This is a genomic window from Pseudarthrobacter sp. S6 (assembly GCF_050156575.1).
Taxonomy (GTDB): domain Bacteria; phylum Actinomycetota; class Actinomycetes; order Actinomycetales; family Micrococcaceae; genus Arthrobacter.
This window is the reverse complement of sequence record NZ_CP189581.1, coordinates 2,558,946-2,579,636: the sequence shown is the minus strand read 5'-3', so window position 1 is coordinate 2,579,636 and position 20,691 is coordinate 2,558,946. Positions and strand designations below refer to the sequence as shown.

18 protein-coding genes are annotated in these 20,691 nt (G+C 66.8%); 7 read left to right on the top strand and 11 right to left on the bottom strand.

Annotated elements, in window-relative coordinates; all coding sequences use genetic code 11:
* The 4 genes from ACQCS0_RS12295 to ACQCS0_RS12280 all read right to left on the bottom strand — a co-directional run bounded on the left by ACQCS0_RS12295 (position 1) and on the right by ACQCS0_RS12280 (position 4,150).
* Entirely contained in the window at positions 1-963 is a 963-nt protein-coding gene (locus ACQCS0_RS12295) for a carbohydrate ABC transporter permease (RefSeq protein ID WP_426939784.1), read from the bottom strand.
* Entirely contained in the window at positions 960-2,246 is a 1,287-nt protein-coding gene (locus ACQCS0_RS12290) for an ABC transporter substrate-binding protein (RefSeq protein ID WP_426938459.1), read from the bottom strand. The genes ACQCS0_RS12295 and ACQCS0_RS12290 overlap by 4 nt, the downstream gene beginning before the upstream one ends.
* An 89-nt stretch (positions 2,247-2,335) precedes the next feature.
* Positions 2,336-3,220, bottom strand: a complete 885-nt coding sequence (locus tag ACQCS0_RS12285) for an aldolase (RefSeq protein ID WP_354154859.1) — start codon at positions 3,218-3,220, stop codon at positions 2,336-2,338.
* Positions 3,221-3,232: 12 nt separating this feature from the next.
* Complete coding sequence (locus ACQCS0_RS12280) at positions 3,233-4,150, bottom strand: PfkB family carbohydrate kinase (protein ID WP_354154858.1); 918 nt, start codon at positions 4,148-4,150, stop codon at positions 3,233-3,235.
* 135 nt (positions 4,151-4,285) lie between these two features.
* Between ACQCS0_RS12280 and ACQCS0_RS12275 the strand changes: the two genes are divergently transcribed.
* The 3 genes from ACQCS0_RS12275 (at position 4,286) to ACQCS0_RS12265 (ending at position 7,201) form a co-directional block, all read left to right on the top strand.
* Positions 4,286-5,428, top strand: coding sequence for a Gfo/Idh/MocA family protein (locus ACQCS0_RS12275; RefSeq protein ID WP_426938458.1), 1,143 nt, complete (start codon positions 4,286-4,288; stop codon positions 5,426-5,428).
* A gap of 73 nt (positions 5,429-5,501) precedes the next feature.
* On the top strand, positions 5,502-6,284 hold the full coding sequence (locus ACQCS0_RS12270) for a DeoR/GlpR family DNA-binding transcription regulator (RefSeq protein ID WP_354154856.1): 783 nt from the start codon (positions 5,502-5,504) through the stop codon (positions 6,282-6,284).
* The gene (locus ACQCS0_RS12265) at positions 6,281-7,201 is read left to right on the top strand and encodes a 2-hydroxyacid dehydrogenase (protein ID WP_426938457.1); all 921 of its coding nucleotides are present in this window, start codon (positions 6,281-6,283) and stop codon (positions 7,199-7,201) included. Before ACQCS0_RS12270 ends, ACQCS0_RS12265 begins: the two co-directional genes overlap by 4 nt.
* Here ACQCS0_RS12265 and ACQCS0_RS12260 read toward each other — a convergent pair.
* The gene (locus tag ACQCS0_RS12260; RefSeq protein ID WP_426938456.1) at positions 7,198-8,586 is read right to left on the bottom strand and encodes a phosphomannomutase/phosphoglucomutase; all 1,389 of its coding nucleotides are present in this window, start codon (positions 8,584-8,586) and stop codon (positions 7,198-7,200) included. The genes ACQCS0_RS12265 and ACQCS0_RS12260 overlap by 4 nt on opposite strands.
* Before the next feature lie 411 nt (positions 8,587-8,997).
* On the opposite strand from ACQCS0_RS12260, the gene ACQCS0_RS12255 reads away from it, so the two are divergent.
* Positions 8,998-9,762: an alpha/beta fold hydrolase gene (locus ACQCS0_RS12255; protein ID WP_426938455.1), complete on the top strand. Its 765-nt coding sequence runs from the start codon at positions 8,998-9,000 to the stop codon at positions 9,760-9,762.
* 48 nt (positions 9,763-9,810) lie between these two features.
* Here ACQCS0_RS12255 and ACQCS0_RS12250 read toward each other — a convergent pair whose 3' ends face one another.
* The 3 genes from ACQCS0_RS12250 to ACQCS0_RS12240 are packed head-to-tail and all read right to left on the bottom strand — an operon-like array spanning position 9,811 to position 13,265.
* Positions 9,811-10,752 carry an aldose 1-epimerase family protein gene (locus tag ACQCS0_RS12250; RefSeq protein ID WP_426938454.1) on the bottom strand — a complete coding sequence of 314 codons (942 nt, stop codon included), beginning with the start codon at positions 10,750-10,752 and terminating at the stop codon, positions 9,811-9,813.
* A 1-nt stretch (position 10,753) separates the two neighbouring features.
* Complete coding sequence (locus tag ACQCS0_RS12245; RefSeq protein ID WP_426938453.1) at positions 10,754-11,977, bottom strand: ROK family transcriptional regulator; 1,224 nt, start codon at positions 11,975-11,977, stop codon at positions 10,754-10,756.
* A 10-nt stretch (positions 11,978-11,987) separates the two neighbouring features.
* The gene (locus tag ACQCS0_RS12240; protein WP_426938452.1) at positions 11,988-13,265 is read right to left on the bottom strand and encodes an FAD-binding protein; all 1,278 of its coding nucleotides are present in this window, start codon (positions 13,263-13,265) and stop codon (positions 11,988-11,990) included.
* Between the two features lie 246 nt (positions 13,266-13,511).
* Here ACQCS0_RS12240 and xylA point away from each other — a divergent pair, with 246 nt between their 5' ends.
* The 3 genes from xylA to ACQCS0_RS12225 are packed head-to-tail and all read left to right on the top strand — an operon-like array spanning position 13,512 to position 17,278.
* Complete coding sequence (gene xylA, locus ACQCS0_RS12235; protein WP_426938451.1) at positions 13,512-14,702, top strand: xylose isomerase; 1,191 nt, start codon at positions 13,512-13,514, stop codon at positions 14,700-14,702.
* Positions 14,703-14,706: 4 nt separating this feature from the next.
* On the top strand, positions 14,707-16,212 hold the full coding sequence (xylB, locus tag ACQCS0_RS12230) for a xylulokinase (protein ID WP_426938450.1): 1,506 nt from the start codon (positions 14,707-14,709) through the stop codon (positions 16,210-16,212).
* Positions 16,196-17,278: a Gfo/Idh/MocA family protein gene (locus ACQCS0_RS12225; RefSeq protein ID WP_426938449.1), complete on the top strand. Its 1,083-nt coding sequence runs from the start codon at positions 16,196-16,198 to the stop codon at positions 17,276-17,278. Before xylB ends, ACQCS0_RS12225 begins: the two co-directional genes overlap by 17 nt.
* A gap of 497 nt (positions 17,279-17,775) precedes the next feature.
* Here ACQCS0_RS12225 and ACQCS0_RS12220 read toward each other — a convergent pair whose 3' ends face one another.
* Genes ACQCS0_RS12220 through ACQCS0_RS12210 form a run of 3 tightly spaced genes read right to left on the bottom strand, consistent with a single transcriptional unit; the run spans position 17,776 to position 20,646 of the window.
* A complete protein-coding gene (locus ACQCS0_RS12220) occupies positions 17,776-18,909 on the bottom strand; it encodes a Gfo/Idh/MocA family protein (protein WP_426938448.1) in 1,134 nt (377 codons plus the stop codon).
* Positions 18,894-19,592: a ThuA domain-containing protein gene (locus tag ACQCS0_RS12215; protein WP_426938447.1), complete on the bottom strand. Its 699-nt coding sequence runs from the start codon at positions 19,590-19,592 to the stop codon at positions 18,894-18,896. Before ACQCS0_RS12215 ends, ACQCS0_RS12220 begins: the two co-directional genes overlap by 16 nt.
* 49 nt (positions 19,593-19,641) lie before the next feature.
* Positions 19,642-20,646: a sugar phosphate isomerase/epimerase family protein gene (locus ACQCS0_RS12210; protein ID WP_426938446.1), complete on the bottom strand. Its 1,005-nt coding sequence runs from the start codon at positions 20,644-20,646 to the stop codon at positions 19,642-19,644.
* Positions 20,647-20,691 lie beyond the last annotated feature (45 nt).

Genomic DNA, 20,691 nt, shown 5'->3' with positions numbered 1-20,691 from the left:
TCATTCCCCCTTCGGGGTGAGGCGGAGCAGCCGGCGCTGCAGCCAGGTGACCAGGGCGATCATCGCCATGAAGATGATCGACTGGGCGGCGGCGTAGCCGAACTCCGAGTTGGCAAAGGTGCTGTAGATGCGGGTGGAGAGGATGTCCAGGGACTGCTTGGGCGGGTTGCCCGCGATGCCCAGGATCAGGTCGAAGGCCTTGAAGGACTGGACGGTGGTGTAGGCCACCACGATGGACGTTGCCGGGGCGACGAACGGCCAGGTGATGGACTTGAACTGCTGCCACCTGCTGGCGCCGTCCATCTCGGCTGCTTCGTAAAGTTCCCGCGGGATGGCCTGCAGGCCGGCGATGTAGACCACCATCATCTGCCCGGAGTGGAACCACACCTGCGTCACGGCCACCCAGTACAGGGCCTGGGCGTTGTTGCCGAGGTAGGAACCCTGCAGGGCTTCGAGCCCCACGCCGCCCAGGACCGCGTTGGCGAGGCCGAAGTAGGGGTCGTAGATGAACTTCCAGATGAAGGCCACGGAGACGGAGGACAGGATGGTGGGGAAGAAGAACAGGGCCCGGAGCAGGATGCTGCCGCGCGAGTTCTTCGTCAGGAGCAGGGCCAGCACTAGCGAAAAGGCGGTCTGCGCGATCACCACCAACAGCACAAACTTCAGGTTGTTGGTCAGCGCGTTGGTGAAGAGCGAGTCGTTGGTGAAGGCACGGACGAAGTTGTCCAGCCCCACGTAGTTGAACGCCGCCGAGAAGCCGTTCCAATCCGTGATGGCGTACTGGAACGCCTGCAAGGTGGGCATCACCAAGAAGAACGCAATGATGGCGACGGCGGGAAGCGGGAAGAGGTACAGTGCTGGATTCACCCGTGTGGGGGAGCGGCGGCGCCCCTTCGCGGCGCCGGTTTCAGTCCCGCCGTCCGGTGCCTTCCGTTCGTCAGCCATTTTGGTGTGGGTGCTCATAGCCGTTCGTCAACGATCTTCTGGGCGGCTTCGGCAGCCTGCTCGGGGCTGATGCCCGAGATGACGGCCGTGGCGCTGGCCTCCACTGCGTTGCGGACATCGAGGTTCTGGAACTGGAAGCGGGCGGCCAGCGCGGTCTTTTTGTCCAGCCAGGGGCTGAGGCGCTTTAGGTCCGGGTTGGTGTATTCCACGTTGTTCACGGCCACGTGCTGGGCTGTTTTGTTGGCGTAGTAGCCGGCGTTCGCGGGCTCGGAGAGGAAGTCGATCCACGCCGCGGAGGCGGCCTGGTTCTTGCTTGCTGAGTTGACGCCCAGGATGAACGTCGCGTTGTAGGCGCCTTCGAACTTGCCGCTGCCGTCGGAGGTGTTGGGGAACACCAGCTCGATGGGGAACGTCGCGCCTAGGCCGCGGACGGCGGCGATGTGGTACGAACCAGTGGCCAGCATGGCGGCCTTCCCCTGGGAGAACAGGTTCTGCGCCGGCTCCACGGCCGTGCCTGTGGCGTTGGGCTGCAGGTACGGGACCAGTTCCTTGTACTGGCCCAGCATTCTCAGGAACCAGTCGTCGGTGCACTTGAGCTTGCCCTGCTCGATCTGGGCGCACATGTCGTCCACGGGGGCGTTGTTGGCGATCATGCAGTTGAACAGCTGGCCGCCATTTCCGACGTCGCCGCCCGGCCAGGAGATGGGAATGACGCCGGAGGCCGCGAGCTTCTCGCACATGGCCAGGAAGCCGTCCCAGTCCTTCGGGGCGATCTCCGCGCCGGCCTTATCGAACAGGTCGCCGTTGGCCATGGGCATGGGGAAGACCACCTGGTATGGCAGGCCCAGTTGGCTGTCACCGGACTGCCCGGCGGTCAGCAGGCCAGGCTGGTAGTTGGCGGCGGCCTTGCTGCCTTTGAGTTCGGTGTAGATCCCGGCCTCGGTGAAGTTCTTGAACTGGGCACCACGGAAGGTAGCGAACGCGTCGCCGATGGCTGCGCCGCGGACCTTCTGAAGGCCCTGGGCGTTGTAGTCGTTGGATGTGGAGATGTCCTGGGCCACCTCCACGCCGTCGTGCAGCGCCGCGAAGCGCTTGATCAATTCATCGAATACCACCTTGTCCTCGCCGCGCCAGTGGGCGAAGGAGACCTTTCTCGTGACGGCTCCTGTGGAGGGGGCCGCCGGTCCGGTGGCGCCACCGGGGGCCGTGCTGCCGCCCGGCCCGGCGCACGCTGCCGCGGTTGCTCCGAAGCCCAGGGCTCCGAGAATCGCGATTGCCTGCCTGCGTGAAATCTGACTCACAATATTCTCCTCGTTGAGTGTGTTGCTGTGCCTTGCTTGTTGCCTACGGAATGGCTGTCACCAGGAAGCGCTTGGTGCGTCAGGACTGCTCATGCACTGGTCTTTTGCGTCGAGACCACGTCGTCCACCACGGCGCAGAGGCGCTGCAGCCGCTGGACGGCGTCCGTGGAGAGGGATTCGACGACGTCGGGGGCACCAATGCAGGACGCCCAGACGGCGCGTCCGGAGAGGAAGCCGCTGGCGCCTTCGAGGCAGGCCCATCGGACCGCGTCGGGGAAAACATCTTCGGGGACGCCGGAGGAGAGGACCACCCACGGGCCGTCGATGGCCCGGGTCAGGTCGGCGCAGGCTGCGCGCACCTCGGCTTCGGGGGCTTGGCCATGGAAGGGGACCTCGGCCTTGTAAAGGTCCGCGCCGAGGCTGCCGAGTTCCTTCGCGGCGGCGAGGATCCCTGCGTTCCAGTCGAAGTCATCGCCGGACAGCGGTTTGCGGGAAACTGGCTCAATAATGCTGATGAGTCCTGCGGACCGGCAGATCTCCACGAATTCGCGCACCATGGCCACGCGGTCGTCGGCGGGCTCGTCCGGGCGGTACAGCACCAGCAGCTTGAGGGCCTTGGCGCCCAGTGCGGCGTATTTGTGTGGGTCCACCAGCCGGTCGATGGTGACCTCGCCCACCAGTTCGCCGTGCGCGGATTCAAAGTGGTCGGCGGAGGCGATGAGCCCGCAGCCGGGGTCCACCACGTCGTCCTCAATGGCCTGGTCCAGCGCGAACTGCCGGTCGATCAGGACGCCGGAGGCGTACGGGGTGAGAATTCGGGCTGCCTGGAGCTTGAAGTCCTGGAGGTCCTGGTCCGTGACGGGAGCATCCTGGTGTTCGGCGATCATGTTGCGCATCGCCTCGCGCTGGTCGACGGCGAGCATCGCGAAAGCGCCTGACGGGCGCTGCAGGGGGGAAAGATCGGTGGAGGTCATGGGCTGCTTCTTTCAGCTAGGGGTGAGGTTGGAGGCAATGGCGGGGGTGATGCTCTGGTGCGGGATGCCGGAGCGGCCGTCCAGTCGCCCGCAGGAGGCGGCTGCGGTGCGGCCGGCGAAGGCTGCCGCGTCCACCAGCGGCAGGCCGGCGGCAACGGCCGCGAGCAGGGCGCCGTGGTAGACATCGCCGGCGCCCAGGGTAGACACGATGGTGGCGGGTGTCGCGGGCACGTGCACGGCATCGGTGTGGCCGGTTTTGACCCAGGCCCCTTCGGACCCGGCGGTCGCGACGACGGCGGAGGCGCCGTCGTCGATGGCCTTCTGGAGCAGCGCCGCAACACTGTGGTGGTCACCGTAGTCGGCGCGGAGCCGTTCGATGGTGGGGACATACAGGGCGACGCCGCGCGGACTGAAGGAGGGGATGGGGTTGCCGGCGTCCACGCTGAGGTTCAGGTTGCCGTGGTTGAGACCGGGGAGGTTGGCGACGGCGCTCCAGCCCAGGTGGTCCACGTGCACCCACGCCGAGGCTTCCAGGAGTTCCCGGAAGCGCCCCTCGGCAGGGAAGTTGACCGGCGGCACCGGGCGGGTGACGATGGCGCGGCTTTCGGTGGCCTTGCTGACCACGATGACGCTTGCTCCGGTTTTGACTTCGGGATCGCGGACCACGGCTGAGGTATCCACGCCTTCAGCTTGCAGACCGCTGATGATGCGGTCGCCTTCCTCGTCTGTGCCGATGACTCCGGCGAAAGCGGCCTGCGCGCCTGCCCTGGCGGCAGCAACGGCCGCGGTGGCAGCCGGTCCGCCTCCCGCCGTCGTGAAGTCTGTGGCAACGGTCCGGCTGTCTGCGGCGGGATAATCCTGAACCAAGGCTATGGAGTCCAGGGTGGCGGAGCCTATAAAGAGTAAGGTTCCGGTTGATAGTTGGGACACGTTCCACCTCGTTGTAGTCGGCTTGTACTGAAGAAATATACACACGCTATGTTGGAATAACAACACTTTCTGTATAGTTGTGTTTGGGATGCAACGCCGCGGTCCCACACTCAACGTAGAGAAACGGAGCAGCTCATGTCATTGCCTTCTGCGGAATCGGTCCGGACCATTCGTTACGGCCTTATAGGTGCCGGCCATATGGCACGCGAACACGTCCGGAACCTTGCCCTGATCCCGGGAAGCCACATCGCCGCCGTAGCCGATCCACAGCCGTCATCGCTGGCAGAGACCGTTGCGGAAATCGGCTACGAGGTACAGACCTTCTCCCGCCACCAGGACCTGCTCGCGTCCGGGCTGGTGGATGCCTTGGTGATCGCCAGCCCCAACGACACGCACCTGGCCATCCTCAAGGACATCTTCGCGAGGGGCACTAACCTGCCCGTGCTGGTGGAAAAGCCCGTGTGCACCACGGCGGAACAGGCGGACGAGCTTGAATCGCTGGCAGCTGACTACACCGCGCCGGTGTGGGTTGCCATGGAGTACCGCTACATGCCGCCGGTGCAGGAGATCATCCAGGCAGCACACGGCGGCAGGCTCGGCAACGTGTACATGCTCTCCATCGTGGAGCACCGCTTCCCCTTCCTGCACAAGGTGGACGCCTGGAACCGCTTCACCGAGCGGACCGGAGGCACGCTGGTGGAGAAGTGCTGCCACTTCTTTGACCTGATGCGGCTGATCCTGCAGGACGAGCCCGTCCGCGTCTACGCCAGCGGCGGCCACGACGTCAACCATATGGATGAGATGTACAGCGGCAGGGTGTCGGACATGATCGACAACGCGTACGTGATTGTGGACTTCAAGGGCGGGCGCCGGGCCATGCTGGAGCTGTCCATGTTCGCCGAGGGTTCCAAGTTCCAGGAGCGGATCTCCATTGTGGGCGACGCCGCCAAGATCGAGACCCTCATCCCGGTGGCAGCCAACCACTGGATTGACGGCGACGAGGCGGAGGCGACGGTGGAATTCAGCCCGCGCTCGCCGCTGGGGCCGGAAATGCACGAGGTTCCTGTGGACGAGGCCGTCCTCGCTGCCGGCGCCCATCATGGCTCCACTTACTATGAACACCTTGGCTACCGCAGGGCCATCCTCGGTGAGGGGCCGGTGGAAGTTACGGTTGCCGACGGCCTGCAGTCCGTGCGCATGGGCCTGGCGGCCGAGCGCTCCATCATCGAAGGACGCCCCGTAGAGCTGACGAATGCGGGTGCCGGGCTCAGCCACTGAGTAGATTTGAGTTGGAATTGCAACACCCTGGCAGGCCAAAGTCGCCCGGTTAAGGGAAGCAGGAGAAGGGTATATGAGCAGCTCACCGAAAGAGGCGCCGTTGACGCCCCGCCAGCGCACCATACTGGACCAGCTCGAGCAGCGGGGCTTCATCTCCACGATGGACCTCGCCGAAACGTTCGCGGTCTCGGACATGACGGTGCGCCGGGACACCCGAGTGCTGTCCCAAAAGGGGCTGGCGCGGGTGGTTCACGGCGGCGTCAGCGCCGTCAACGCCAGCGGGCAGAACGCGGACTTCGCGGCCAGGGTCCGGGCGGATGCTGACGCCAAGCAGCGGGTGGCCCGGGCCTGCGTGTCCATGATCGGCGAGCGGGACGCCATCATCTTGGACGCCGGGACCACCACGTACCAAATTGCTCTGGAGCTGCCGCCGACGTTCGCGGGCACCATCATCACGCACTCCGCGCCCGCGATCCAACGCTGCCTGCAACTGTCGGCGGCGCGGACCATCTGCCTCGGCGGTGAGCTGCTTCTGGACAGCCAGGCGTTCAACGGTCCCATGACGGTGAGCGCCGCCGCCGGCCTCCGGGCCAAGACGGCGTTTATCGGGGTCAGCGGGCTCCACGACGAGGCGTTCTACATTGAGCGGGACGTGGAGCGCGCCACTAAGATCGCCCTTATGGATGCAGCTGAACAGGTGGTGGTGGTGGCAACGCACCAGAAAATGCTGCGGTACGCGCTGGCGCGGCTCGCCGCCTTCGATGCCGTGGATGTGCTGGTGACGGACGCGCCGCCGCCCCGGGAGATCGAGGACGCACTGGGTGCCGCCAACGTCAGGATCGTGGTGGCCGCGTGACCGGGCCGCTCCGGGTGGCCCTGCCCGACCGGAAGATGCTGGACGAGCTCGAGCCGATTGCCGGCGTCGAGCTCGTCCTGTGGGACCTCACCGGCCCGCCGCCGTCGGGCCGTTTCGACCTGCTGGTGCCGCCCTACATGGGCAAGCCTGCGGCGCTGGCCGCGCTGGACTGCGTTGAGGTGGGGCTGGTGCAGAGCCAGTCGATCGGGTATGACGGCGTGGCTGCAGTCCTGCCCGGCGGCTGCCTTTTCGCCAACGCGGCCGGGGTCCATGAGACGTCGACGGCGGAACTCGCGTTGGGCATGATGATCGCCAGCCAGCGTGGGATGCCAGACTTTGCCCGGAACCAGGCGTCCGGGACGTGGGACAACAGCCATCGGCCCAGCCTCGCGGACCGGCGCGTGCTGCTGGTGGGCTACGGGGGAGTGGGGAAGGCCATCGAGGCCAGGCTCCTGCCGTTCGAAGCCCACGTGACGCGGATGGCCAGCCGGGAACGCGACGACCAGGGGGGCCGGATCCACGGGATCGACGCACTCTACGAACAGTTGCCGCTGCACGACATCGTGGTGATCAGCGTCCCCCTGAGTGAGCGCACACACCAGCTGGTGGACCGGAAGTTCCTGGCTGCGATGCCGGACGGAGCGCTGCTGGTGAATGTGGCCCGAGGCCCCGTGGCGAACACGGATGCCCTGCGGGCCGAGACGTCGTCCGGGCGGCTGCGGGCCGCCCTGGACGTCACCGACCCCGAGCCGTTGCCGGCCAGCCACCCGCTGTGGACTACTCCCGGCGTGCTCATCACCCCGCACGTGGGCGGGGCAAGCTCGGCGATGTTCCCGCGGATGGTCCGGCTGGTCAGGCAGCAGATCTCGCTGCTGCTGGCGGGCGGGGAACCGGTGAACGTGGTGCTGGGCCGCTAGGCCCGGATCTGCTGCAGGACGGCGTCGCGCACCTGGGCCATGGTGGCGGCGTCGGCGGCTTCGACGTTAAGCCGCAGCAGTTCCTCCGTGTTGGAGGCCCTCAGGTTGAACCACCAGTCCCCGCCCTCGCTGCTGACACTGAGCCCGTCGAGTTCATCGATCACGGCACCATTCGCGTAGCTGGCCCGCACGTCCGCTACCTTGCCGTCCACGCCGTCCACGGATGAGTTGATTTCGCCGCTGGCCGCGTACGGGTCGAACTCGCGGGCCAGCTCGGACAAGGGCAGTTCCTGTTCGCCGAGGGCGGCCAGGACGTGCATTGCGGCAAGCATACCCGTGTCCGCGTTGTAGAAGTCGCGGAAATAGTAGTGGGCCGAGTGTTCGCCGCCGAACACGGCGCCCTCCTCGGCCATCCGGGCCTTGATATAGGAATGACCCACCCGGGTCCGGACCGGCCATCCGCCCGCGGCGGCAACAATTTCCGGCACCGCGCGCGACGTGATCAGGTTGTGGATGATCACCGGATTGGCTTCCCCGGCGGCCTGGGCGCGGCGGATCTCCCGGACGGCAATCAATGCCGTAACGGCCGACGGCGTCACAGGCCTTCCGTTCTCGTCGACCACGAAGCAGCGGTCGGCGTCGCCGTCGAAGGCCAGGCCAATGTCGGCGCCGTGGGCGATGACGGCGGCCTGAAGGTCGCGGAGGTTCTCCGGCTCAAGGGGGTTGGCAGGATGGTTGGGGAACGTCCCGTCGAGCTCAAAGTACAGCGGCACAACCGTGAGCGGCAACGCAGGGTGGAACTGGTCCCCAAGGACCGCGGGAACGGTCAGGCCCGCCATGCCGTTCCCGGCGTCCACCACCACCTTCAGTGGCCGGACTGCATCCAGGGGCACCAGCGAGCGGAGCTTTGCGGCATAACCGGCGAGCACGTCAAGCGTGGACACGGTGCCCTGGGCCGCGGCTGCAGGGATCCCGTGGTCGACATACTGCTGGGCCAGGTCCCGGATGGCCGTGAGCCCGGTTTCGGCGGAGACCGGCACGGCGCCGGCCTTGGCCATCTTGATCCCGTTGTATTCCGCGGGGTTATGGCTCGCGGTGAAAATGGCCCCGGCCATGTCCAGGGCGCCGCACACGTAGTAGAGCTCATCAGTGGAGATAAGGCCCAGGGACTTCACGTCCGCACCGCGCCGGGCAGCGCCGGCTGCAAAGGCAAGGCTGAAGCCGGGTGAAGAGGGCCGCATGTCCCCTCCGCAGGCGATGGTCTGGCCGGACAGGCCCAGCACGTCCACAAACGCGGCGCCCACGGCTTCGGCGCTTTCCGCGCTGATAGAAACGCCGACGAGGCCCCTCACGTCATAGGCCTTAAAGGACGGTGTCAGGTCCATATTGCTCCCGGGAAGTCATGGCCATGCGCATTAGTAGCTATGCAGACATGGATTGTTGGAATTTCAACACCACTTTAGCAGGTGAAGGTCGCGTCGCACGGAAACGGCTCAGCGACAATTTTGCCGTCTGACTGGGCTGTACAGCCGCCGGACTGTCCCGGATTCCGCATGTCTCCGCGGCTGCCCGGTAACTATAGGGGTTGGAATGCAGTCCGGGTCCCACCTCGGGCACGTGTTTTCCCTGCTCAGGGCCCTTGAACCGCACACTTGAGGTCGTCAATTCTGGGTACCCGGGACCTATTCTTGTTGGACGACGGTTTCCTTGGGTCCCGGCCGCTGCCGGTTAGAGGAGACTGAGGCACGCAACTGAGCCGCCGTGCAAGGTCCGCAAGACAGCAGGGGAGAACCGCCATGATCCAGACCGTCCAGTCCGCTGACGGAACCACCATTGCCTATGAGCAGGCGGGGTCCGGGCCGGCGCTCATCCTCGTGGGCGGGGCGCTGAACAACCGGCATTCCGCTGCCAGCCTGGTCCCCTTGCTGGCGGACGCGTTCACAGTGGTCAGCTACGATCGCCGCGGGCGCGGTGACAGCACGAACACGCCGCCCTATGCCGTCGACCGCGAAGTCGAAGACCTGCAAGCACTCGCGGCCGCAGCGGACGGCCCCGTGCATCTGTATGGACACTCCTCGGGAGGGATTCTGTCCCTGGAGGCGGCCGCGGCGGGAATCCGGGTCGGGAAGGTCGCCGTCTACGAACCGCCCTACCTGACCGGCGGCGGCGATGGCTGGCAGGCTTTTGTGGACAAAGTACGTTCCCTGGCGGACAGCGGCCGCGGTAGTGAAGCGGTCGAGGCATTTTTCCGGCACGCCGGTGCCGGCTTTGACCCCGGAATGACCAGGGCGCCCTGGTGGCCGGCGTTGGTGTCCCTGGCACACACGTTGCCCTACGACCTGACGCTCTCGGCCGACGGCGGTGTGCCGGCAGACCGGTTTGCGGGCATCGCCGCCCCCGTCCTTGCCCTGCATGGTGGCTCCAGTGCTTCCTGGGCAGCGGCAGCGGCCACCGCAGTGGCCGCTGCCGTGCAGGACGGGCGGAAGAACGTCATCGACGGCCAGGCCCACGCGGTGGCGCCCGACGCCGTCGCTCCCGTCCTGCTGGAATTCTTCCGCTGACACTCAATTACGGTCATTGCCCATCGCGGGCGGTGTTTAACCCCTCGGTCAGTGACGGAAGTGGATGCTCCACTGTAGCTGCCAGGCCTGGGCTGGGCCGAGCCAGCGCAGCCCTTCACCGCTGTTGAACGCATCGGGGGGAGCGGTCATCGGTTCCACCGCGACCGCGGTAACCATCCCGTTCTCCGTTGGGAAGCGCTTAGTGGTGAATGCCTGGACATACCCGAATGAGGCGTCCATGTGCAAACGTACCTGTCGTCCGTCCGGCGCCTCCAAGTAGTGGGCGGAACCGCCGGAGCGGTCCCGGCGAACATCTGCCCAGGCATCGTCCAGGTTCGCTGTCCCGATGGTCTGTCCGGCCCGTAAATCGTGCCGGGTTCCGGCGACGCTGGTCGTAGTTCCAGTGGGGTTTTGCCTGTCGTCGACTTCAATGTGGGTGTCGGCATCGATGAACAGTTTCAGCTCATCCGTGGCCACCGTTCCCAAACAGAGGAATGGGTGGGCGCCCACTGCCACGGGAGCTGGACGGGTACCGCTGTTCTTCAGAAGGTGGGTGACGGTTATGCCGTCCTCTGTCAGTTCGTAATGGACGGATGTTTTCAGTTCGAAGGGATAACCGGGTTGTGATGAGATGTCGGCGGCCAGGGTGATGCTGCCCTGGGTCCTACGTGCGATGCGATAGGCCGAGTGTGAGAGGAGCCCATGCATGGCGTTGTGGTTCTCCGGCTCCGTTATGTCCAGCTGCAGGCTCTCGCCTTTATAGGTCCAGCAGCCGTCGGCCACCCGGTTTGGCCACGGGACGAGCACCCACCCGGCGCAATTTGGCGGCTCCGCATCGACGGGGTATTCCTGGATCAGGGCCACACCATCCACGGTGAGGCTGCGCAGGCTTGCGGCGACTTCCGTCACGACGGCGTGCTGGTGGCGGCCGCCGATGGTGGCCGTGAGGTCAAAGGATGCGCCCATGGGCGAGGGGTTCGGGACGGGCATGTCAGCCTTCCGGGAGGGCGGGCGCGGGCAGGGTGCCCAGGCTTGCGGGATCGGCCAGGAACCGGGTGAAGGCGAGCTCGGCGGCGCCGATCATCATGAGGTCCGGGCCCAGCGCTGAGCGGTGGATTTTAAATTCGTCGGCGGGGCCGTCCAGGGCCTGGGACCGGATGAGCCGCTTCAGGGTGCCGGGGGAGAGCCCGTGCAGGACGCCCAGGAAGCCGTCCAGGACCAGTGCCTCCGGGTTGAACATGTTGACGGTGTTCCGCAGCGCGATGGCCAGGTACTCCAGCTGCCGGTCAACTTCCTCCGTTACCCCGGTGCCGCCGGTGTTCCGGAGCGCGCGTTCCAGCTCGGTGGCGTCGCCGCCGTCGAGCCCGGCAAGGTCGAAAAGCCGGGACTGGGAGACCTCCGTCTCCAGGCACCCGGTGGCGCCGCAGTGGCAGGTCGATCCGGACGTCCGGACGAAGGTGTGGCCCAGTTCGCCGGCGTAGCCAGAGGCGCCGCGTAGCAGCACGCCGTCGCAGATAACTCCGCCGCCGATGCCGGACGCGCCGCCGTTGACGTAGACCAGGTTTTCCCGGCCGGCGCCGGCGCCGAAGATGAGTTCGGCTTCGGCGGCGAGGGAGGCATCGTTGGCAGCGCTACAGTCAAAGCCGGTTGCGTCGCTGAGCATTTGGGCCACGGGTTCGTTGCGCCAGCCCAGATGGGGGGCGTGCCGGACGACGCCGTCCGCCCGGTTGACCAGTCCCGGAACGGCAATGCCGATGCCGGTGATCCGGTAGGAGGCCTCGAGCTCGGAGCGCATCCCCTCGATGACCGCCGCGGCGCTGTTGACGGCTTCCCGGGCGGTGGGGATCCGCTCCGTAGCGAAACGGATCCTCCGCTGGACTTTCCCGCCGAGGCTCACCAGCCCGATCGTCACAGCATCGATTTCCGGGTTGACTGCAAGGGCCGCCGTGGACCGGCTCGGGTGCACCTCGGGGCTGGGCCGGCCCACCTGGGCCTCACCGGTGGGGGCGGTCTCATAAACCAGCCCCCAAGCCACAAGCTGACCGATCAGGGTTCCCACCGTGGACCGGTTCAGCCCGGTCCGCTTGGTCAGCTGGGCCCGGCTGAGGACGCCGTGGTGGTGGATGAGGGAGGTGAGCAGCGCCAGGTTGTTTCGCCGTGACGGATCCGGCTCGGCGGACGGCGGGGCGGGGCGCGGGATTGAGGTGGGCATCATCGCGAGATTATCAGCTGCCGAACACAGTGCGGTCCAGGAAGCTGTTCCGGAACTTCCCGGCCGGATCCAGGCGGTCCGCAAGGGCGGTGAAGTCACCGAAACGCGGGTAGAGCGGCGCGAGGGTGCCGGCGCCGGCGTCGAACAGTTTGCCCCAGTGCGGGCGGGCCCCGAACGGTGCCAGTTCCGCTTCGATCAGCGGCAGGATGGCCTCGACGGCCGGCTGGTCCGGGCGCCAGGTGAAGTGCAGTGCGATGCCGTCGCGGCCGTAGTTGGGACTCATCCACAGCCTGTCCGCGGCGACGGTGCGGATTTCGCCGACCAGCAGCAGCGGCGTGACCACGTCCGAGAGCCGGCGCATGGTGCGGAGCGCGTCCGCGGCGTGCTCGCGGGGGAGGAGGTATTCGCTCTGCAGCTCATCGCCGTTGCTGGGGGTGAATTCCATCCGGAAATGGGCCAGCCGGTCCGACCACGGGCCCGGCACGCCCAGCTGTTGGGTGCAGATACTGCCGGAGGCCGCGGGCAGCGGGTGCAGGGCCGCCGTGGCGGGGGTGCCGCCGAAGAACCCTGCTTGGTCCGGGACGGGATCGCCGGTGCGGCTTTTGAGCCAGGCCTGCCCGATGGTTGATCCGCTCCAGTCGGTGAAGAGGCTCACGCTGTAGGCGGCGGATGTTACGGCGTCGAAGTTCGCCAGGACCTGGTCCCAGTCGAGATTTTCAAACACCCGCTGGCTGACTTCGAAGCTGGGTTCGATGTCCAGGGTAAGGCGGGTGACGATGCCGAGGGCTCCGAGTCCCGCCACCATGCCGTCGAAGTAGGCGTCGCCCCGGCGGGCGGAAAGGACTGTGCCGTCGGCGGTGACCAGTTCCAGTGCCCGGACGGCGGTGGCGAGGTTGCCGTTGGCATCCCCGGAACCGTGCGTGGCCGTGGCGACGGCGCCGGCTACGGAAATGTGCGGCAGGGACGCCAGGTTGTGCAGGGCGAAGCCCTGACGCTGCAGCTCGGCGGCGAGGCTTCCGTAGCGGGTGCCCGCGCCGACTGTCACCGTCATGCTTGCCGGGTCCACGCTGATCCCGGCATTCGGCCGGACCGCATCCAGGCGGTCCAAGACTGCCAGGGTGCCGGAGGTGTCCGCAATGTCATTGAACGAATGCCGGGAGCCCAGCGCCCGCACCCTATCCGCGCCGGCCACCAGTTCCTGCAGCTCCTCCACGCTGGCCGGGTGGGCGATCCGGGGCGCCCGGTACGTGTGATTCCGGGCCCAGTTGCGTTCGGTCACGAGCTGCTCCATTACAGGCCATCCTTTAACTTTGAGCCTCAGGGGCCCGGATTTGGTGTTTTCTAAAACATAACCCTACCGGCAGGCGGATTCGGTGGAAAGACTTTTCTGCGGAGGGTTGGTGCAGCAGAAGATTTTTCCGGAAGTGGTTGACATCACCACGATTTCGAATATGTTTGGTTGCAGAACAATTTATGCGGGTCGCTACCAAACGGCCCGGACCGGCACCATCCACCACAACACTCTTTGGAGCTTTCAATGGCGATTCAGCCCACCCGTGAAGACAAGTTCTCGTTCGGCCTCTGGACCGTGGGCTGGCAGGCCCAGGACCAGTTCGGGTCCGCCACCCGCCCGCCGCTGGACACCGTTGAGGCCGTCAACCGGCTCAGCGACCTCGGCGCCTATGGGATCACCTTCCACGACGATGACCTCTTCCCGTTCGGCTGCTCCGCGGCTGACCGCCAGCGGGAAATCGACCGCCTCACCGGTGCGCTGAAATCCACCGGCATGGTGGTCCCGATGGTCACCACCAACCTGTTCAGCCACCCCGTGTTCAAAGACGGCGGCTTCACCAGCAACGACCGCGGCGTGCGCCGCTTCGCCCTGCGCAAGGTGCTGGACAACATTGACCTCGCCGCTGAACTGGGCGCCGAGACGTTCGTGATGTGGGGCGGCCGCGAAGGCAGCGAGTACGACGCGGCCAAGGACATCCGCGGCGCCCTGGAACGCTACCGCGAGGCTGTGAACCTGCTGGGCGACTACGTCACGGACAAGGGCTACAACATCCGGTTCGCGATTGAGCCCAAGCCGAACGAACCCCGCGGCGACATCCTCCTCCCCACCCTCGGCCATGCGCTCGCCTTCATCGAGACCCTGGAACGCCCGGAACTGGTAGGCGTCAACCCCGAAACCGGGCACGAGCAGATGGCCGGGCTGAACTTCACCCACGGCATCGCCCAGGCCCTGTACCAGGGCAAGCTCTTCCACATCGACCTCAACGGCCAGCGCAGCATCAAGTTCGACCAGGACCTGGTGTTCGGCCACGGCGATCTGCAGAACGCGTTCTCGCTGGTGGACCTGCTCGAAAACGGCGGACCCGACGGCGGCCCGTCCTACCAGGGCCCGCGCCACTTCGACTACAAGCCCAGCCGCACCGAGGACATCGACGGCGTCTGGGACTCTGCGGCCGCCAACATGCAGACCTACCTCCTGCTCAAGGAACGCGCCAAGGCCTTCCGCGCCGACCCCGAGGTCCAGGCAGCCCTGCTGGCCTCCCGGGTGGCCCAGATCAACGAGCCCACGCTCAACGCTGGCGAAGGCTACGAGCAGCTCCGGGCCGACCGGTCCTCCTATGAGGACTTCGACTCCGGCGCGTACTTCGGCGGCAAGGGCTTCGGCTTCGTGAAGCTGCAGCAGCTCTTCATCGAGCACCTGCTCGGCGCGCGCTGAACCCATGACACTGGTTGCCGGGGTGGACTCATCCACACAAAGCTGCAAGATTGTCGTTCTGGATGCCGTGAGCGGCGCCCTGGTCCGCGAGGGCCGCGCCGGGCATCCGGACGGCACAGAGGTCCACCCCGACCACTGGTGGCAGGCCTTGTCAGAGGCCATCAACGACGCCGGCGGGCTGGGCGGCATCAGTGCCCTCTCTGTCGGCGGGCAGCAGCACGGCATGGTGCTGCTCGACGCCGAGGGCAACGTGGTGCGGCCGGCACTGCTCTGGAACGACACCCGCTCGGCGCAGTCCGCCGCGGACCTCACCGCCGAAGTCGGCGCCGAGGACTTCTCGCGGCGGACCGGGCTGGTGCCGGTGGCGTCCTTCACCGTCACCAAGGTCCGGTGGGTACGCGATCACGAACCGGAATCCGTAGCCCGGGTCGCCGCCGTCGCACTGCCGCACGACTGGCTCATGTGGCGCCTGCGCGGCTACGGCCCGGCCGGGTCCAGCCCGCTGGGCCCGGACCTGGAACAGCTGACCACTGACCGTTCCGATGCCAGCGGCACCGGCTACTGGAGTCCTTTCTCCGGCAGCTACGACCTGGACCTGTTCAAGCTGGCATCCGGGCGCGACGCCCGGGAAGCCGGGGCAGCAGGGGAGCACGCCGCGGCGGTCATCCTGCCGCGGGTTGTGGCCCCCGGGGATTCTGCCGGACGGGTCCACCCGGATTGCTTCGGTGCCGACAGCGGCACTGTGGTGCGCGGAGCCGGAGACGGCAGCATCATCCTCGGCCCAGGCGCCGGGGACAACGCCGGTGCCGCGCTCGGGCTCGGCGCCGGGCCGGGCGACGTCGTGGTTTCGGTCGGGACCAGCGGCACGGTCTTCGCCGTCGCCTCGGAACTGCATTCGGACAGCACCGGCACGGTGGCGGGGTTCGCTGATGCCGGCGGGGCATACCTGCCCATTGCTGTGACCCTGAACGCTGCCCGGGTCCTGAGCTCCATTGCCGGGGTGCTGGACGTGGACTTCACGGAACTGGCACGGCTGGCCCTCGATGCCGAACCAGGCGCCGGCGGTGTAGTCCTGATCCCGTATTTCGAGGGTGAACGGACCCCCAACCGGCCCCACGCCAAGGCAAGTTTCCACGGGCTCAGCATCGAGTCCACCACCCGGGCCAACCTGGCGCGCGCCGCGATCGAAGGCATGCTCTGCGGGTTGTCCGGAGGCCTGGACGCGCTGCTGGAGCTGGGCTACCCGGCCCGGCGGCTGCTGCTGATCGGCGGGGCGGTACAGAATCCGGCGGTGCAGCGGATTGCCGCGCAGGTGTTCGACGTCCCGGTGGTGATCCCCACCCCCGGCGAGTATGTGGCCCGAGGCGCCGCTGTACAGGCGGCCTGGGCGCTGACCGGCAACCGGCCGGCCTGGCCCGTTGCCGTGGACGCCACCCCTGCGCCGGATTTCCACCCGTCCATCAGCGCGAACTACAAGAAGATGGCCGCACACAGTGACGCCGGTAACTGAAACGCGCCTTGTCGCGACGCCGCTGCTGGCAGCGGGTCTTCACGACCCGCTGCCGGCTACGGGCCGCCCGCTGCGCTGGGGGGTTATCGCCACCGGGCGGATTGCATCCATTGTGGTCAGTGACCTGGCCTTGCTCCCGGACGCGGTCCTTCAGGCCGTGAGCTCCCGGACGCAGGCCGGCGCCGACGCTTTTGCCGCCGAGTTCGGCTTCGTCAGTGCTTACGGCGACCTGTCCGACGGCGGTCTGTCCGGCCACCGGCGGCTGCTCCAGGATCCCAGCGTGGATGTTGTGTACATTGCGACGCCCCATGCCAACCACTACCAGGTGGGGCTGGAGGCCCTGAGCGCCGGTAAACACGTCCTGTGCGAGAAACCGCTGACCCTGAACGCGCGGCAGGCGGAGCACCTCGTCAGCGTCGCCCGGGACAAGGGCCTGTTTCTCATGGAAGCCGTCTGGACCCGGTTCCTGCCCAGCGTGCAGCGGGCAGCCGGAATGATCGCCTCGGGCGAACTGGGGGAGGTGCGCTGGATCCAGGCCGACCTTGGCTTCCCCGCACCGTACGACCCGGAAGCCCGGCTGTGGAAGCTGGAGGACGGCGGCGGTGCCCTCCTGGACCTCGGTGTCTACCTGCTGACCTGGGCTCAGATTGCGTTGGGCCAGCCCCAGTCGCTGACAGCCACGTCCGCCCTGAACAGTTCCGGGGTGGACACTGAGACCGCCATGTCCCTCGTCTACGAGTCCGGGGCACAGGTGCAGTTGATGACGTCCCTGACCACAGTGTCCACACAGACAGCCACGCTGTCAGGGACCAAGGGGACGCTCAAGTGCAATGCGCCGTTGTTTGCTCCGACGGAACTGACCATCACGACGGGTCCGGGCGAGACCCGCGTGGAGAAGTTTGTTCTTGCCGGCCGCGGCTACACATACCAATTGCGCGACGTGATGCGCTGCATCCAGCAGGGCATGACCGAGAGCCCGACCATGCCGTTGGCGGACACGCTGACCATCATGTCCCTCCTGGACGAGGTGCGGAGCCAAGCGGGAATCCGGTACCCGGGGGACTAGTGCTGCGGAGACCACCTTTATATCTTGAATAGGCAGAGGCCGGCCTGAGGCCGGTCGGCCGAGTGCTTCCGGGTCCGCCGGGCGTGACCGCCCCTATATCTGAGCCGCCATGCGGTCTTAGGTCCAGGGACGTGACCGCCCGGCGGACTCTTTGGCGTTTCCGGGCGGGGCCCGGCCGGAACCTGCCTGAAAGTGCCCGGCGGTTCCGGCAGGCTGCACGCGGCAAACAACAACCCCACGCGATCGACGCCGACGCCGCCGCCGGGAGCATCCCGGGAAGCGCCGCGGGAAACGTCCGCCACGGACCCAAAACCTCCGGGAACCGGCTCACGCTGGCCCACAGCCGGGCAGCACCATCAGGCCCCGCAGGATCTTCCGGATAGCCGCGCGCCGGAGACCGGAAGGTTCTCCGCCCGGCGGATGCGTCCGGGCACAAAAGGACTGGGGTGAACGGCGCCGCGGTTCGGCGTCGTTCACCCCAGTCCGGAGTGTATCCGTCAGGCCTTCAGGGTGACCTCCTGGGCCTGGTTGCCCATGGCAGTAGCCCGCAGGTCCGTCAGTTCCACCAGGTCCGGCCGGGACGCGGTGCTCTGGATCACCACGGCTGATCCGCTGCGCGCTGATTCCAGTACTGATTCCATGACCTCGAGCGCATGGTAGGCCACCTGCCCGCCGGCCCGCGGTTCTGATCCGGCCGGGGTCGCGGCCAGGTCCGCGATGCCGAAGCCGCGGCCCGAGTCCAGGTACCCGGCCGAAACCGGAAGGGTCTCCCAGGCGTCGGCGCCCAAGGCGAAGAGTTCGACGTCGCCCTCGAAGTAGTTGGGGTCCGGAACCACGAGCGTCCCGCGTTCGCCGTGGATCTCGATGTTCGAGGATTTGGTGTTTACCGCGTCGAAGCTCATCACCAGGGTGGAGAGTGCCCCCGAGGCGTGGACTAGGATCCCGGTGACGTGAGAGTCGGTGGAGACCGGAATCACCTGGCCCTCGCGCGGGCCGGAGCCGATGGTGCGCTCGGTCCTGGTGTGGCTGGCGGCACCGATCACCGAGACCACCGGCCCCAGCATGTTGACGAGGGCGCTGACATAGTAGGGGCCCATATCCAACAGTGGCCCACCGCCGGGCTGGTAGTAGAAGTCCGGGTTGGGGTGCCAGCGTTCGTGGCCGGGGGTGACCATGGTGGCTGTGGCCGAGATGGGGGCCCCGATCAGGCCGTCGTCAATGGCTTTGCGGGCCGTCTGCACCCCGGTCCCCAGGACGGTGTCCGGGGCGCAGCCGACGGCGACCCCGGCCTCGCGTGCCGAGTCCAGCACCTGGCGTGCTTCGGCAGTCGTAGCCGCCAGCGGCTTTTCTCCGTACACGCTCTTGCCGGCCGCGATCGCCTTGAGGGCCACTTCGGCGTGCGCGGCCGGAATGGTGAGGTTCAGGACCAGGTCCACGTCCTCGGCGGCCAGCAGGTCCTCGACGGAGACGGCCCGGACGCCGTCGTAGCCGTCGGCCACAGCCTGGGCGCGGCCCGGGTCAAGGTCAGCGACGGCCACCAGCTTGAGTGCCTCGAGGCGGGGGATGTTGGCCAGGTACTGGGCGATGATTGCGCCGCAGCCGATGATTCCTACATTTAACGGCTTGCCCACAGCAGGCCCCTTTCGATGATGGTTCGGACGTTGCTGTCCTGGAGGATTTCGACGTTGTGGCCGGGAGTGGCGACAAAAATGCGGCCCCGGCCCCACTGCCGGGTCCAGATGGCGGGCGAGGTCACTTCACGGTGCCAAGGGTCCCATTCGCGGACCTTCTGCGTGGTGGTGGCCAGGACGTCGATGTAGTCGTCGGTGAGGACCCAGTACTGTTCGGTGACGAGGTCGAAGTCGCCGATGCCCCGGGTGATCGGGTGGTCTGCTGCGGCCGGGAGCATGTTGACCGTGTAGGGAACGTAATTGTCCGGCTGCTCGCCCTTGAGCTCGTCGGGGTGCTTACCGGGGTGGCAGGCGAACTGGCCGCCGATCAGGTGGAGGTAGTCCGAGGTGTTCCGGTAGGAGTCGGCAATCCCGCCGTGCCAGCCGGCCATGCCGGTGCCGTTCTCGACGGCTCTGCGCAGGCCTTCGAATTCGTCTTTTTCGATGGTGGTCATGGTCATGCACTGCATGACCAGGTCCACGCCGGCCATGTACTCGGCGTCGGCGTAGATCTTTGTGGACTCCTCGACCCGGACGTCGTAGCCCTTGTCCTTGAGGAACGGGATGAAGAGTTCCGTGGCCTCCAGGGGCTGGTGGCCGTCCCACCCGCCCCGGACCACCAGTGCGGTCTTGTTTTCTGTCATGGCATTTCCTTTGTTTGGATTGCGGTCCGGAGACCGGAAGTTGTGGTGCTCAGCGGCTCGAGAAGGCGGAGTCGAAGGCGGCGCCGGGAGGGGCGATGCGGGCGAGTTCCTGGACCATGGCCAGGGCCTGGGGCGCCCCGATCATCCGGTCCATTCCCGCGTCTTCCCATTCGACACTTGTGGGTCCCTGGTAGCCGATCGCGTTGAGGGTGCGGAAGATGGGTTCCCATTTCACGTCGCCGTGACCGGCCGTGACGAAGTCCCAGCCCCGGCGTGGATCCGCCCAGGGCAGATGCGATCCCAGCCGGCCGTTGCGGCCATCGAGCTGCCGGATGGATTCCTTGACGTGGACGTGGAAGATTTTCGGGGCGAAGTCCTGCAGGAACATGACCGGGTCCAGGTCCTGCCAGATGAAGTGGGAGGGGTCGAAGTTCAGGCCGAAGTTTTTCCGGTGGCCGAGTGCCTCCAGGGTGCGCTTGGCGGTCCAGTAGTCGTAGGCGATTTCGGAGGGGTGGACCTCCAGGGCGAAGCGGACTCCGGCGTCGTCGAAGACGTCCATGATGGGGTTCCAGCGGTCCGCGAAATCCTGGTAGCCGCGTTCGATCATGGCTGCGGAGGCTGGCGGGAACATGGCCACGGCCTTCCAGATGGAGGACCCGGTGAATCCGGTGACGGTGGTGGCGCCCAGGCGGGCCGCGGCCCGGGCCGTGTCCTTCATGGCCTCGGCGGCCCGCGTGCGGACGCCCTCCGGGTCGCCGTCGCCCCACACGCCGTCCGGGAGGATGTCCCGGTGTCGCTCGTCGATGGGGTCGTCGCAGACAGCCTGGCCGGTGAGGTGATTGGCGATGGCAAAGACCTTGAGGTTGTTCTTTTCCAGGATGTCCAGCCGGCTCTGGAGGTAGAGATCGACTTCGACGGCGCGCCGGGGGTCAAGGTGGTCGCCCCAGCAGGCGATTTCCAGGCCTTCGAAGCCCCACTCGCCGGCGAGGCGGGCCACCTCCTCGAAGGGCAGGTCAGCCCATTGGCCGGTGAACAGGGTGATAGGTCGTGTCATGGAGCGTGCCTCGTTTTCGGGTACAGGTCTGGTTTTGGGTTCCGG